The organism is Curtobacterium sp. MCPF17_047, assembly GCF_003234045.1.
Taxonomy (GTDB): domain Bacteria; phylum Actinomycetota; class Actinomycetes; order Actinomycetales; family Microbacteriaceae; genus Curtobacterium.
Window position 1 is genome coordinate 363728 of record NZ_QKSF01000001.1, and the last position, 14666, is coordinate 378393.

General features: G+C 69.4%; 10 protein-coding genes. 7 read left to right on the forward strand and 3 right to left on the reverse strand.

Translation table 11 applies throughout. From position 1 onward, the window contains the following. Nucleotides 1-8 precede the first annotated feature (8 nt). Nucleotides 9-689, reverse strand: a complete 681-nt coding sequence (locus DEJ33_RS01840) for a DUF4064 domain-containing protein (protein WP_111194169.1) — start codon at nucleotides 687-689, stop codon at nucleotides 9-11. A gap of 108 nt (nucleotides 690-797) precedes the next feature. Then, nucleotides 798-1640, reverse strand: a complete 843-nt coding sequence (locus tag DEJ33_RS01845; protein WP_111078439.1) for a spermidine synthase — start codon at nucleotides 1638-1640, stop codon at nucleotides 798-800. Between the two features lie 131 nt (nucleotides 1641-1771). Between DEJ33_RS01845 and DEJ33_RS01850 the strand changes: the two genes are divergently transcribed. From DEJ33_RS01850 to DEJ33_RS01875, 6 genes are all read left to right on the forward strand, one after another. Next, complete coding sequence (locus tag DEJ33_RS01850) at nucleotides 1772-2278, forward strand: hypothetical protein (RefSeq protein WP_111194170.1); 507 nt, start codon at nucleotides 1772-1774, stop codon at nucleotides 2276-2278. Continuing rightward, nucleotides 2278-3585, forward strand: a complete 1308-nt coding sequence (locus DEJ33_RS01855) for a sensor histidine kinase (protein ID WP_181432740.1) — start codon at nucleotides 2278-2280, stop codon at nucleotides 3583-3585. Before DEJ33_RS01850 ends, DEJ33_RS01855 begins: the two co-directional genes overlap by 1 nt. Then, the gene (locus DEJ33_RS01860) at nucleotides 3582-4256 is read left to right on the forward strand and encodes a response regulator transcription factor (RefSeq protein WP_111078442.1); all 675 of its coding nucleotides are present in this window, start codon (nucleotides 3582-3584) and stop codon (nucleotides 4254-4256) included. The genes DEJ33_RS01855 and DEJ33_RS01860 overlap by 4 nt, the downstream gene beginning before the upstream one ends. Nucleotides 4257-4603: 347 nt before the next feature. After that, nucleotides 4604-5248 (forward strand): hypothetical protein, encoded by a 645-nt coding sequence (locus DEJ33_RS01865; protein WP_111194172.1) that lies wholly within the window; start codon nucleotides 4604-4606, stop codon nucleotides 5246-5248. A gap of 360 nt (nucleotides 5249-5608) precedes the next feature. After that, the gene (gene rpoB / locus DEJ33_RS01870; RefSeq protein ID WP_110903685.1) at nucleotides 5609-9097 is read left to right on the forward strand and encodes a DNA-directed RNA polymerase subunit beta; all 3489 of its coding nucleotides are present in this window, start codon (nucleotides 5609-5611) and stop codon (nucleotides 9095-9097) included. Nucleotides 9098-9141: 44 nt separating this feature from the next. Beyond that, on the forward strand, nucleotides 9142-13023 hold the full coding sequence (locus tag DEJ33_RS01875; RefSeq protein ID WP_110903686.1) for a DNA-directed RNA polymerase subunit beta': 3882 nt from the start codon (nucleotides 9142-9144) through the stop codon (nucleotides 13021-13023). A gap of 131 nt (nucleotides 13024-13154) precedes the next feature. On the opposite strand, the gene DEJ33_RS01880 is transcribed toward DEJ33_RS01875, so the two are convergent. Then, complete coding sequence (locus DEJ33_RS01880) at nucleotides 13155-13553, reverse strand: VOC family protein (RefSeq protein WP_111043506.1); 399 nt, start codon at nucleotides 13551-13553, stop codon at nucleotides 13155-13157. 56 nt (nucleotides 13554-13609) lie between these two features. On the opposite strand from DEJ33_RS01880, the gene DEJ33_RS01885 reads away from it, so the two are divergent. Beyond that, nucleotides 13610-14641: a GNAT family N-acetyltransferase gene (locus DEJ33_RS01885; RefSeq protein WP_181437241.1), complete on the forward strand. Its 1032-nt coding sequence runs from the start codon at nucleotides 13610-13612 to the stop codon at nucleotides 14639-14641. Nucleotides 14642-14666: the final 25 nt, after the last annotated feature.

Here is a 14666-nt window from a genome sequence, read left to right on the forward strand (position 1 = left end):
GCTGCTGGTCACATCCCGTTGAAGGAGCTGGCGGCGACGGCGATGTACACGGCACCGGCCACGACGGAGGCCAGGACGGCGAGGACGATCGCCAGGACACCCCAGAGCCGACCGCGCTTCGCGACGACCGCGACGATGCCCTGCACGATCGCCCACAGGCCGAAGACCGACCCGACGAGCATGAGGACGGCGCCGGTGCCGAGTCCTGCCATCGCCTCCGGGTCCTGCATGAGTTGACGCTGGAGCTCCTGCGAGTCGGCGGGGTTGCCGGATCCGCCGTTCTGCGCGTAGTCCTGCAGCAGCTGACTGCTCGACAGGGCGGTACCGAGCATGACGCCGCCGATCACGCCGATCACGAGCGCGATGACGGCTGCGGCGAACGCGATGAGGCCGACGGTCTTCTTCTTCTTCGCGGGCTCCTCGTACGAGTGCCAGGCGGGCGCCCCGCCGTGCTGCTGCTGGTTGCCGTACTGCTGCGGCTGCCCGTACTGCTGCTGCCCGTACTGCTGGTCCTGCGGCTGCCCGTACTGCTGCTGCCCGTGCTGTGTCGGCTGGCCCCACTGCGGTGCCGACTGCTGCTGCCCGTACTGCTGTGTCGGCTGGTCCTCGTACCGCGGCGCTCCGCCCTGCTCCGGGCTGACACGCTCGCCGTAGCGCGGCTGCTGGTCGTTGCGATCGTCGTTGGTCATCGGCGGCCTCCTCGTGGTGTGCGGTCGCGCGCTGGCGCGGCGTGCTCAGCCCATCTTGGCAGCGTCCCCCGCGCGGGGTACGGCCAGGAGGTGATCCGCAGCCGGGGCTCAGGCGCCGAAGACCGACCGGTTCGGTTCGGGCGACCCGACGGCCGTGGTGTCGGTGACGATGGGTGCCCCCGCGATGAAGGACCGCAGCTCGTCACCGTGGACGACCTTGCTCGGCAGCGGATCGGACGAGTACCGCCGGGGCATGTCGGCGATCGGCAACTCGCCGGGGGAGCCGAGCAGCACGATGTTGCCGAAGCGTCGACCCTTCAGCATCCCGGTGTCCGCGACCGCCGCCACCGCGGGCAACACCGACTGCAGCGTCGCCGCCTGCCCGCGGGCGAACGCCAGTCCGGCACCGTCCGCGACGTTCACCGCGACCATGCCGGTCGGCGACAGGAACGACGCCACGGAGCGGTAGAACTCCACGCTCGTGACGTGCGCGGGCGTGCGTGCTCCCGAGAACACGTCCACGACGGCCAGGTCCACCGTGCCGCGGAGCCCGGCGGGCAGCTTCTCGAGCACCTCGCGGGCGTCGCCGTACCGCACCCGGATCGACGCACCGCGGGGGAAGGGCAGGGCGTCCCGGACGTGGTCGACCAGGTCCCGTTCGAGCTCGATGACCTGCTGCCGGGAACCCGGCCGGGTCACCGCCACGTACCGGGGGAGCGTCAGCGCGCCGGCGCCCAGGTGCAGCGCCGTCACCGGCCCCGGCGGCAGCAGGTCGATCGCGTGCCCGATCCGCCGGATGTACTCGAACGCCAGGTGCGTCGGGTCCTCGAGGTCGACGTGCGACTGCGGCGTCCCGTCCACCACCAGGGTGAACGACCCCGGACGGTGTCGGTCCGGTTCGACGACCGCGTACCCCGCACCCACCCGGAACCCGTCGAACGCATCAGCCATGCGTCCATGGAACACCACCCGGACCCCTGCCCGGTCCCCACCCGTGGGTGGTGGGCCGGCGGACGCGGCCTCGCGACGATGGGACCACCGGCAGGGAACACCCCGCCGGACACGACCGGGAGGCTCACCCCATGTCCGTCCAGCTCCTCACGAACACCGTCATCGGACTCGCACTCGTCGGGTACCTCGCCTGGAAGCAGGCCACCTGGCGGTACCTCGACCCGGCACGGATCTGGCGCGGCCCGGTCGTGATGGCCGGCATCGGCATCGTGGTCCTCGCCCAGAGCGCCGCCACGATCGACAGCCAGGACGTCGTCTTCCTCGGCATCGAGGCGCTGCTCTCCGTCGGCATCGGCCTCGCGATGGGCAGCCGCACCCGCTTCCGGACCGTCGGCACCCCCGACGGGAAGGGACGCACCCTGCAGTCCCGCACCGGCTGGGTCGGTGCCGGCCTCTGGATCGCCCTCATCGTCGTCCGGATCGGCCTCGACGTCGTCGGAGCCCGCCTCGGCGCACACCTGCTCACCTCGACCGGCGTCATCCTCCTCATGCTCGCCGTCAACCGCGCCGCACGGGCCCTGGTCGTCGACCAGCGCCTCCAGCACGACGCCCGCACCGCCCGCGGCATGATGGTGTGATGAGCGACCTCCGCGGCCCCGAGGGGCGTGACGCCGGGACCGACTCCGCACGGGGCCGGTCCCGCGCCGGGCTGTCCGTCGGGCTCACCGCGATCGGCATCGTCGTCGTCGCCTTCTGGTTCGTCCGGAACGGCGTCGCCCAGGAACTCCCCGTCTGGGTCTGGGGTGGCGGTGCCGTGGCGCTCGCCGCGTGGGCGGTCCGCGAGTACGGCCCACCCCGCGTCGTCGTGCCCTCGGCCGTGCTGATGGTCGCCGCGGGGTCGCTCGCGGTCGTCCACACCGACGGACTCCTGCTCGTCCCGGTCATCATCGGGCTCGTGGTCCTCGGAGCCGCGCCGACCCTCCCCGGCTGGGCTGCCGTCCTCGCCGCACTCGCCGCCGTGGTCGTCGTCGCCGGGATCGCGACGGTCGTCGGCACATCGATCGCCCTGGTCCTCGGTGTCGCCCTCGGCCTGGCACTCGGCGTCGTGATCGGCATGAGCCGCCGACAGCTCCGGATTGCGGAGGAACAGACGCGCGTCCTCGAGGAGCAGGCCCGCCAGGCCGACCGCGACCAGCAGCGTGCCCGCCTGCTCGCCGACCGGGCGCGGGTCGCCCGGGACGTGCACGACGTCCTCGCGCACTCGCTCGGCGGACTCGTCCTGCAGCTCGACGCGGTGGAGGCCCTGCTCGAGGTCGGCCGGGTCGACGACGCCCGACGGCGCGCGACCGATGCCCGCGCGCTCGCCGCCGACGGGCTCGCCGAGGCACGTCGGGCCGTCCGCGCCCTCCGCGACGACCTGCCCGACGCCGACGCCGACGTCGACGTCGACGCCGACACGGACACGGAGACCGCCGTCGCCCAGGGTGACCCCTCGTCCGACGAGAGCAGTGCGCCGGAGTCGGCACGGGCCTCCCGGCCGGCCGGCGACGGCATCGCCGCCCTGGTCGACGCGCACCGCTCCTTCGGTGGCACCGCGGTCGTGCAGGGCGACCTGGACCTGCCCGACGTCGACGAGCGCACCCGCGCGGTCGTCGTGGCCGGCGTCCGGGAGGCCCTCAGCAACGCCCGCAGGCACGCTCCCGGCCGCCCCGTGTCCCTGTCCGTCATCCGGGACGGCGACGCCGTGGACGTCGTGGTCGCGAACCCGGTCGCCGCGGACGGACACGGCCTGCTCGGGATGCGCGAGCGCTTCGAAGAGCTCGGCACCGACGCGACCGTCGAGGCGGAGCGGTCCGACGGCGAGTTCGTCGTCGCGATGCACGTGCCCGTCGCCCAGGTCGCCGACCCGCCCGGCGTCGACGGAACGACCGGCCGGACCTCGTGACGATCCGGGTCCTCGTCGCCGACGACCAGGCGATCGTCCGCGACGGACTGGTGACGGTGCTCTCGCTCGTCGACGACCTGGACGTCGTGGGCGAAGCCGAGGACGGCGCGGCCGCCGTCGCGATGGTCGAGGCGCTCACGCCGGACGTCGTGCTCATGGACCTGCGGATGCCCGTCCTCGACGGGGCGGCGGCGACCGGGCGGATCACCGCAGGACACCCGCAGGTCGCGGTCCTCGTGCTGACCACGCACGCGGACGACGACTCGATCCTCACCGCACTCGCCGCAGGGGCCCGCGGGTACCTGACGAAGGATGCCGGCCGCGCCGAGATCGCCACCGCGATCCGTTCGGTGGCCTCCGGGCAGACCACGTTCGACGCGACCGTCGGGGCGAAGGTGCTGGCGCGGCTCGCCGCTGGTGCGGCCGGTGTCGGTGCTGCTGCCGAGGCAGACGACGGTGCCGGTGCGTGGCGGGACCTCCGGCAGCGGTTCCCGGGGCTGACCCCGCGCGAGGCCGACGTGCTGAGCCGGATCGCCGACGGCCGGACGAACCCGGAGATCGCCGCCGAGCTGTTCCTGACCGTGCCGACCGTGAAGTCCTACGTCAACCAGGTCTTCGCGAAGCTCGGCGTCCGGACCCGGGCGGAGGCGGTCGCCCGCGTCCTGCGCTGACCGGCCGGGCTCGTCGTACCGCGCTTTTCGATGCTTCTGCATCGACTGACAGGGGACGTCAAGCCTCGCGACGTACCGTGGTGCGGTCCTCACGACGACGAGCGACGCGACCGCGGGTCCCCACCGACCGGTCGTGCCCGTCGTCCCGGTCCCTCGGGCGTCCCCGCAGGGGTCCGACCCGGACGCCTGCCCGACGACGAGCCCCGCTCCCGTCGCGGGTCTCGACGACGTGCTCCGCGTCCACCCGTACCGCTGCACCGCGCACCGCTGCACCGAGCGTTGCACCACGCACCGCTGCAGACGCACCGCCGCACGACGTCCGGGCCCCGCGCCCGAAGGAGCACCCCATGACCGCCGACACCATGTCCGTCCCCGTCCGACCGAGCCGACCGGACCGGTCGCCGACGTCCGCTCGGGACCAGGTGCGGAGCACGGCGGGGCCGAGCCGTGCCTCCCGTCCGCTCGTCGACGACCACCAGGGTGCGCCGGCCTGGATGCGCGTCGTCGGCGGGGTCGTCCTGGCCGCCGGGCTGGCGCTCACCGCAGCCGTCCTCGGCTGGCCCGGGGACGCGCCGGAGTCGGCGCTCGTGATCCCCGGCCTCGTCGCGGTCGTCGTCGGGGTCCTGGCGCTGGTCGCCCGGGCCGGCCTGACCGTCACCGAGGACGCCGTCGTCCTGCACTTCCGCCCGCTCCCGCGGCGGCGCATCGCCCGGCGCAGCATCACGGCCGTCCGGGTGATCGAGGCGGACGCGCACACCTACGGCGGCCTCGGGTTGCGGATCGGTCGTCGTCGCCGGGCCCTCGTGCTCACGCCGGGACCCGGTGTGGAGATCACCGATGTTTCGGGACGGACGACGTTCGTGCGGAGCGACCGGCCGCAGGAGGCGGTGCGGGCGCTGGACGGCGCCGCTGTCGACAGCACTGTCGACGGCGCTGCCACGGGTCCTGGTGGCCGTCCCGGCGGGCCTGCAAGGCCCTCTACCGGGGAATGAGACCGGTCGCCCGGGGCTTATACACGTCGGACTCGATCTCGGTCAAGCCAGGGACTGGACAGCGCACTGTCGAGCCACCTATGATGACAGTTCGCGCTCCCTGGCATCCGTGTCGTCATATTGCGGTCGACCGAGTTCCACGAAGACGCCTCTCAGCAGGTGCTTCGCTGAACACGCCTGGTGATGCCGGTCCCGTATATGGCGGCGGGACCCGCTCACCGATCATCCCACACGCGGCTCCGGACCCGGAGCACACCGTACTCGTGTCCTGATCACCGGGTTGCGCCGAGCGATCAATCCACTCACCTACACACTGCTTCGTCAGTGTCGGCCCGACGGGGCCTACCGGAGGTCACACCCTTGGCTGCTGCGCCCAACGCATCCACCAACCCCAAGAACGGTCGCAACCACTCGCGACTCTCGTTCGCCAAGATCACGGACACCCTCACGGTTCCTGATCTGCTCGCCCTCCAGACGGAGAGCTTCGACTGGCTCGTCGGCAACGACGCATGGAAGGCCCGCCTCGCCGAAGGGCAGGAGCAGGGTCGTACCGACCTCGCGCTGCACTCCGGCCTCGAGGAGATCTTCGAGGAGATCTCCCCGATCGAGGACCTCGGCGAGACCATGCAGCTCTCGTTCACGTCCCCGGAGCTCGAGGACCCGAAGTACTCCATCGACGACTGCAAGGAGCGTGGCAAGACCTACGCTGCTCCGCTCTACGTCAACGCCGAGTTCATGAACCACATGACCGGTGAGATCAAGACGCAGACGGTCTTCATGGGTGACTTCCCGCTCATGACCGAGCGCGGCACCTTCATCATCAACGGCACCGAGCGTGTCGTCGTCTCGCAGCTCGTCCGCTCGCCGGGCGTGTACTTCGAGCGCCAGCAGGAGAAGACGTCCGACAAGGACATCTACTCGGCTCGTATCATCCCCTCCCGTGGCGCCTGGCTCGAGTTCGAGATCGACAAGCGCGACCAGGTGGGCGTGCGCATCGACCGCAAGCGCAAGCAGTCCGTGACCGTCTTCCTCAAGGCCCTCGGCCTGACGAGCGAAGAGATCATGGAGGAGTTCCAGGGCTTCGCGTCCATGGAGTCGACCCTCGAGAAGGACGCCGTCCTCACGAAGGAAGAGGCGCTCAAGGACATCTACCGCAAGCTGCGTCCGGGCGAGCAGGTCGCTGCCGAGGCCGCGCGTGCGCTCCTCGACAACTTCTACTTCAACTCGAAGCGCTACGACCTGGCCAAGGTCGGTCGCTACAAGCTCGACCGCAAGCTCGGCATCGACGCCCCGCTGTCCGACTCGGTGCTCACCGTGCAGGACATCGTCGCGACGATCAAGTACCTGGTGTCCCTGCACGCGGAGCGCACCCACATGGACGGCGTCCGTGACGGTGAGCCGGTCCAGCTCCGCCTCGACGTGGACGACATCGACCACTTCGGCAACCGTCGCATCCGCGCGGTCGGCGAGCTGATCCAGAACCAGGTCCGCACCGGTCTGTCCCGCATGGAGCGCGTCGTCCGCGAGCGCATGACCACGCAGGACATCGAGGCCATCACGCCGCAGACGCTCATCAACGTGCGTCCCGTCGTCGCCGCGATCAAGGAGTTCTTCGGGACGTCCCAGCTGTCGCAGTTCATGGACCAGAACAACCCGCTCGCGGGTCTGACGCACAAGCGTCGCCTCTCGGCCCTCGGCCCGGGTGGTCTGTCCCGTGAGCGTGCCGGCGTCGAGGTCCGCGACGTCCACCCGTCGCACTACGGCCGCATGTGCCCGATCGAGACCCCGGAAGGCCCGAACATCGGCCTGATCGGTTCACTCGCGTCGTTCGGTCGGATCAACTCGTTCGGTTTCATCGAGACCCCGTACCGTCGCGTCGTCGACGGCGAGGTCACGAAGACCATCGACTACCTGACCGCTTCGGAAGAGGACGAGTTCGTCGTCGCGCAGGCCAACGCCCCGCTGACGAACGACTTCCACTTCGCCGACGACAAGGTGCTCGTCCGCAAGAAGGGCGGAGAGGTCGAACTCGTCGCCCGCGACGAGGTCGACTACATGGACGTCTCGCCGCGCCAGATGGTGTCGGTCGCGACCTCGCTCATCCCGTTCCTCGAGCACGACGACGCGAACCGCGCCCTCATGGGTGCGAACATGCAGCGCCAGGCCGTGCCGCTCCTCCGCTCCGAGTCGCCGCTCGTCGGTACCGGCATGGAGGGCTACACCGCCATCGACGCCGGTGACGTCGTCACCGCCGACAAGGCCGGTGTCGTCTCCGAGGTCTCGGCCGACGCCGTGACCCTGCAGCTCGACGAGGGTGGCACGCAGACCTTCTACCTGCGCAAGTTCGACCGCTCGAACCAGGGCACCAGCTACAACCACCGCGTGATCGTCAGCGCCGGTGAGCGTGTGGAGCAGGGCGAGGTCATCGCCGACGGCCCCGCGACGGAGAACGGCGAGCTCGCGCTCGGCAAGAACCTCCTCGTCGCGTTCATGCCGTGGGAGGGCTACAACTACGAGGACGCGATGATCCTGTCGCAGAACCTCGTGAAGGACGACACGCTCTCCTCGATCCACATCGAGGAGTACGAGGTCGACGCCCGCGACACGAAGCTCGGCAAGGAAGAGATCACCCGCGACCTGCCGAACGTCAGCCCGGACCTCCTGGCCGACCTCGACGAGCGCGGCATCATCCGGATCGGTGCCGAGGTCCGCCCCGGCGACATCCTGGTCGGCAAGGTCACGCCGAAGGGCGAGACCGAGCTGTCCGCGGAAGAGCGCCTGCTCCGTGCCATCTTCAACGAGAAGTCGCGCGAAGTCCGCGACACCTCGCTCAAGGTGCCCCACGGTGAAGAGGGCACGATCATCGGCGTCAAGGTGTTCGACTCGCAGGACGGCGACGACGAGCTCGGCTCGGGCGTCAACCAGCGCGTGGTCGTCTACATCGCCCAGAAGCGCAAGATCACCGCGGGCGACAAGCTCGCCGGCCGCCACGGCAACAAGGGCGTCATCTCGACGATCCTGCCCGTGGAGGACATGCCGTTCCTCGCGGACGGCACCCCGGTGGACATCGTCCTCAACCCGCTCGGCGTCCCCGGTCGCATGAACTTCGGCCAGGTCCTGGAGATCCACCTCGGGTGGCTCGCCAAGCAGGGCTGGCAGGTCGAGGGCATCCAGGAGTGGGCCGAGAACCTGCCGGAAGCCGCGCACAGCGCAGCCCCCGGCACGAAGGTCGCCACGCCGGTGTTCGACGGTGCGTACGAGCGCGAGATCGAGGGCCTCCTCGACTCCACGCTCCCGAACCGTGACGGCGAGCGCCTGATCGGTTCCTCGGGCAAAGCACAGCTCTTCGACGGCCGCTCCGGCGAGCCGTTCCCGGAGCCCGTGTCGGTCGGCTACATGTACATCCTGAAGCTGCACCACCTGGTCGACGACAAGATCCACGCTCGTTCGACCGGCCCGTACTCGATGATCACGCAGCAGCCGCTGGGTGGGAAGGCGCAGTTCGGTGGACAGCGCTTCGGCGAGATGGAGGTGTGGGCGCTCGAGGCATACGGTGCCGCGTACGCCCTCCAGGAGCTCCTGACGATCAAGTCCGACGACATCCTCGGCCGCGTGAAGGTCTACGAGGCGATCGTCAAGGGCGAGAACATCCAGGAGCCCGGCATCCCGGAGTCGTTCAAGGTCCTCATGAAGGAGATGCAGTCGCTCTGCCTGAACGTCGAGGTCCTCTCGGCGGACGGCCAGGCGGTCAGCCTGCGCGACACGGACGACGAGGTCTTCCGTGCCGCTGAAGAGCTCGGCATCAACATCTCCTCGCGGTTCGAGTCGTCGTCCGTCGACGACATCTGATCCCGCCCGCTGAACACGTTTCGAACCAGCAAGAGAGAAGAACATTGCTCGAAGCAACTTCCTTTGACGCCATTCGGATCGGCCTCGCTACCGCCGAGGACATCCGCCAGTGGTCGTACGGCGAGGTCAAGAAGCCGGAGACGATCAACTACCGCACCCTGAAGCCCGAGAAGGACGGTCTGTTCGGCGAACAGATCTTCGGTCCGTCCCGCGACTGGGAGTGCGCCTGCGGCAAGTACAAGCGAGTCCGGTTCAAGGGCATCGTCTGCGAGCGCTGCGGCGTCGAGGTCACCAAGTCCTCGGTCCGTCGTGAGCGCATGGGCCACATCGAGCTCGCCGCACCCGTCACGCACATCTGGTACTTCAAGGGCGTCCCGTCGCGCTTGGGCTACCTGCTGGACATGGCCCCGAAGGACCTCGAGAAGGTCATCTACTTCGCGGCGTACATGATCATCAGCATCGACGAGGAGGGCCGTCACGCTGACATGCCCGGCCTCGAGAACGAGATGCGCCTCGAGATCAAGAACCTCGAGAACCAGCGCGACTCGATCATCGCCGACCGCCTCAAGAAGCTCGAGGACGACCTCGCAGCGCTCGAGGAAGAAGGCGCCAAGGCCGACGTGAAGCGTCGGACCAAGGACACCGCCGAGAAGGAGATGTCCCAGGTCCGCAAGTCCTTCGACGAGGACATCACCCGTCTCGAGCGTGTGTGGGAGGACTTCCGCAACCTCAAGGTGGGCGACCTCAAGCCCGAGGACGCCGTCTTCCACGAGCTGCAGGACCGCTTCGGGATCTACTTCGACGCCTACATGGGTGCCGAGGCGATCAAGCTGCGGCTCGAGGCCTTCGACCTGGCCGCCGAGGCCGAGGCGCTGCGTCTGCAGATCGCCGAGGGCAAGGGCCAGAAGAAGATCCGTGCGATCAAGCGTCTGCGCGTCGTCAGCTCCTTCCTCGCCACCGGCAACTCGCCGGCAGCGATGGTGCTCGACGTCGTGCCGGTCATCCCGCCGGAACTGCGCCCGATGGTGCAGCTCGACGGTGGCCGCTTCGCCACGTCGGACCTCAACGACCTCTACCGTCGTGTGATCAACCGCAACAACCGTCTCCGCCGCCTGCTCGACCTCGGTGCTCCCGAGATCATCGTGAACAACGAGAAGCGCATGCTGCAGGAAGCGGTCGACGCGCTGTTCGACAACGGTCGTCGTGGGCGCCCCGTCACGGGTACCGGCAACCGCGCCCTCAAGTCCCTGAGCGACATGCTCAAGGGCAAGCAGGGTCGTTTCCGCCAGAACCTGCTCGGCAAGCGCGTCGACTACTCGGGTCGTTCGGTCATCATCGTCGGCCCGCAGCTCAAGCTCCACCAGTGCGGTCTGCCCAAGCAGATGGCGCTCGAGCTGTTCAAGCCGTTCGTCATCAAGCGCCTGATCGACCTGTCGCACGCGCAGAACATCAAGTCGGCCAAGCGCATGGTCGAGCGTTCGCGTGCCCAGGTCTGGGACGTGCTCGAGGAGATCATCCGCGAGCGCCCCGTGCTGCTGAACCGTGCGCCCACGCTGCACCGTCTCGGCATCCAGGCGTTCGAGCCGCAGCTCGTCGAGGGCAAGGCCATCCAGCTCCACCCGCTGGTCTGTGCCGCGTTCAACGCCGACTTCGACGGTGACCAGATGGCCGTGCACCTGCCGCTGTCGGTCGAGGCCCAGGCCGAGGCCCGCATCCTGATGCTCGCCTCGAACAACATCCTCAAGCCGTCCGACGGCCGTCCGGTGACCCTGCCCGCACAGGACATGATCATCGGTCTGCACCACCTCACGACCGTCCGCGAGGGCGCCGTGGGTGAGGGCCGTTCGTTCTCCTCGGTCGCCGAGGCGATCATGGCGAAGGACCAGAACACGCTGCACCTCAACGCGATGGTGAAGATCCGCATGTCGGGTGTCCACTTCGCCGAGGGTGAAGCACCCGAGGGCTACGAGGTCGGTCAGTCGATCCTCCTCGAGACCACCCTCGGCCGTGCGCTCTTCAACGAGACCCTCCCGACGGACTACCCGTTCGTCCAGAAGGTCACCGACAAGGGCACGCTCTCCGCGATCGTCAACGACCTCGCCGAGCGCTACTCCAAGACCGAGACGGCCGCCGCGCTCGACCGGATCAAGGACGCCGGCTTCTACTGGGGCACCCGCTCCGGTGTGACCGTCGCCCTCTCGGACGTCGTGACGCCTCCTCGCAAGAAGGAGATCATCGCGGGCTACGAGATCCAGGCCGCCAAGGTCCAGGGTGAGTTCGACAAGGGTCTGATCACCGACGCGGAACGTCGCGCCGACCTGATCAAGATCTGGACCGAGGCCACCAACGAGATCGCGCAGGAGATGCGGGACAACTTCCCCATCGACAACACCATCAACCGCATGGTGTCCTCGGGTGCTCGTGGTAACTGGCTGCAGGTGCGCAACATCGCCGGTATGCGTGGTCTGGTGAGCAACCCGAAGGGTGACATCATCGCCCGCCCGATCATCAACTCGTACCGCGAGGGCCTGACCGTGGCGGAGTACTTCATCGCCACGCACGGTGCTCGCAAGGGTCTGGCGGACACGGCTCTCCGTACCGCCGACTCGGGGTACCTGACCCGTCGTCTCGTGGACGTGTCGCAGGACGTCATCATCCGTGAGGACGACTGCGGGACGACCCGTGGCCTCGAGCTGCCGATCGCGACGATGGGTGCCGACGGCAAGCTCGTCCGCGACCCGCGCGTCGAGAACACCGTCTACTCGCGCACCCTCGCGACCGAGGCCGTCGACGCCTCGGGCACCGTGGTGGCCGAGGGCGGCGAGGACGTCGGTGACGTCCTCCTCGACAAGCTGCTGGCCGCCGGGGTCGAGAGCATCAAGGTGCGCTCGGTCCTGACCTGCGAGTCGGCCGTCGGTGTCTGCGCGCAGTGCTACGGCCGGTCGCTCGCCACGGGCAACCTGGTCGACATCGGTGAGGCTGTGGGCATCATCGCCGCCCAGTCCATCGGTGAGCCCGGTACCCAGCTGACGATGCGTACCTTCCACACGGGTGGTTCGGCCTCGGCCGACGACATCACGCAGGGTCTGCCCCGCGTGACCGAGCTCTTCGAGGCTCGCACCCCGAAGGGCGCGTCCCCGATCGCCGAGGCCCCCGGCCGCGCCACGATCGAGGACACGGACAAGGGTCGTCGGATCATCCTCACGCCGGACAACGGCGACGAGCCGTTCATCTACCCGGTGCTCAAGCGTGCGACCCTCCTCATCGAGGACGGCCAGCACGTCGAGCTCGGCGAGCAGTTCATCGCCGGCACCGTCGACCCGAAGGAAGTCCTGCGGGTCAAGGGTGTCCGAGAGGTCCAGAAGCACCTGGTCAACGGTGTGCAGGACGTCTACGGCTCGCAGGGTGTGCCGATCCACGACAAGCACATCGAGGTCATCGTCCGCCAGATGCTCCGCAAGGTCACCGTCGTCGACCACGCCGACACCGACCTGCTGCCGGGCGAGCTCGTCGACCGGTCGCGCTACAACGCGATCAACCGGGCGGCGCTGCAGGAGGGTCGCAAGACCGCCTCGGCTCGCCAGGAGGTCATGGGCATCACCAAGGCGTCCCTCGCGACCGAGTCGTGGCTGTCCGCCGCGTCCTTCCAGGAGACCACCCGCGTCCTGACGCAGGCGGCCATGGAGGGCAAGCAGGACCAGCTCGTCGGCCTCAAGGAGAACGTCATCATCGGTAAGCTCATCCCCGCCGGGACGGGCCTCAGCCGGTACCGCGACGTCGACGTGAACGCGACGGAAGAAGCGAAGGCGGAGCGGTACCCGAACCGCATCTTCGCGGACGACTCGTCGTTCTCGGACGCCGACCTGAGCTTCGTCGACTTCGACAGCTTCTCGTCGGACGACTTCACGCCGGGTACGTACAACTGAACCGAGTGAGTCCCTGAGGAGGGCCCCGCATCCAGTCGGATGCGGGGCCCTTCCGCTGTCGCGGGGGAGACGCCGGACGGGAGGCACGGGGCGGGCCCGCCACGGGCCTCCCGTCCGGATCCGGCCCGGTCCTAGACGGAGCGACCGGCGTCGCTGTCGCGCCCGCCGGAACCACGGCCGCTCTCGTCGGCGAGCGAGTACAGGCTCAGGACGTTGCCGTCGGGGTCGCGGGCGTCGAACCAGTCGACGGCTCCGTCGACGCACTCGACCGGTCCGACGTCGATCCCGAGGGCTGCGATCCGGGCGTGCTGCGCCACGACGTCGTCGACGCCGAAGCGGACGATGACGGGGTTGTCGTCGGCGTCCGGGTCCTCGAGGAGCTGGATCCAGATGCCGCCGACCTCGTACTCGGCGACGCCCTCGGTGGGCTCGAGATCGGGCTCGACCCGTTCGAACACCGCGCCGTACCAGAGGCAGGAGGCCTCCAGGTCGGTGACGGGCAACCCCACGGTCACGCTCGTGATGTCCATGTCTCATCATGGTCCGTCGATGCCCGGTGCGTCGAGGGGTAGGGCATGCTGTGAGGATGGCGACGCTGCGCGAACGGGTCACGGCTCCGGCTCACCTCGATGTCCCGACCCCGGTCGGTGGCCTGACGTTCCGGCCGGCCACGATGGCCGACCTGCCGGAGGTGCACGGCATCGCCCTCGAGTCGGCTGCGGTCGACGAGCCGCACGCGCATCCCTCCACGGAGGACTTCGTGCACCGGCTGTCCACAGAAGGGCTCGACCCCGAGCGTGACACGGTGGTCGGCATCGATGCTGAGGGGCATGTGCACGCCTACGCCATCGTCATCCCGGTCCCGACGCGGGACACCGCCGCCCGGGTCATCCTCGGCGGTTCGGTGCGCCCCGCGCACCGCGGACGGGGGATCGGCCGACGGTTGCTCGCGTGGCAGACCGGGCGGGCACGGCAGCACCTCGCCGGGCTCGACCTCGACCTGCCCGGTGCCATCGACCTCACCGCTCCGAAGGGATCGTCGACACTCGCGCTCGCTGCGCACGCCGGACTGCACCCGGTGCGGACGTGGCTCGACATGCAGGTCGTCCTGGACGACGCGGATGCGCCCTGGCGGCAGTCCGTGCCGCCGCTGCCCGAGGGGCTCGTACTGCGCGCGGCGACGGTGGCCGACGTCGAGCCGATGCGCGCGGCCAAGAACGACGCCTTCCGCGACCACTGGGGCTCACAGCCGATGGTGGAAGCGGACTGGCGCGGGTACCTCACGGCGGAGAAGAGCCGGTTGGACCTGTCGCGCGTCGTGGTGGACGAGCACGGGGACGTCCTGGCCTTCACCGTCGTCGAGTCCGACCCCGGCGCCTTCGCTGCCCGCGGTCGGAGCTTCGGGTACCTCCACTGGGTCGGTGTCGTCCGTCGCGCACGCGGTCGTGGCCTCGCCCCGCTGGTGCTCGGGGCGACCCTCGACGCCGTCCGTGACGCCGGCCTCTCCGCAGCGTCGCTCGAGGTCGACGCCGAGAACCCGAGCGGTGCCGTCGCGCTGTACGAACGGTTCGGCTTCGTCGCGGGGACCGCGACCATCACGACCTCGATGGCCCTCTAACAACCGAGCTCGGAACTCGATACCC

What these genes read in the sequence shown, in the direction of transcription:
- DEJ33_RS01840 (WP_111194169.1), bottom strand. Translation starts at nt 689, where the DNA reads ATGACCAACGACGATCGCAACGACCAGCAGCCGCGCTACGGCGAGCGT.
- DEJ33_RS01845 (WP_111078439.1), bottom strand. Translation starts at nt 1,640, where the DNA reads ATGGCTGATGCGTTCGACGGGTTCCGGGTGGGTGCGGGGTACGCGGTC.
- DEJ33_RS01850 (WP_111194170.1), top strand. Translation starts at nt 1,772, where the DNA reads ATGTCCGTCCAGCTCCTCACGAACACCGTCATCGGACTCGCACTCGTC.
- DEJ33_RS01855 (WP_181432740.1), top strand. Translation starts at nt 2,278, where the DNA reads ATGAGCGACCTCCGCGGCCCCGAGGGGCGTGACGCCGGGACCGACTCC.
- DEJ33_RS01865 (WP_111194172.1), top strand. Translation starts at nt 4,604, where the DNA reads ATGACCGCCGACACCATGTCCGTCCCCGTCCGACCGAGCCGACCGGAC.
- DEJ33_RS01880 (WP_111043506.1), bottom strand. Translation starts at nt 13,553, where the DNA reads ATGGACATCACGAGCGTGACCGTGGGGTTGCCCGTCACCGACCTGGAG.
- DEJ33_RS01885 (WP_181437241.1), top strand. Translation starts at nt 13,610, where the DNA reads ATGGCGACGCTGCGCGAACGGGTCACGGCTCCGGCTCACCTCGATGTC.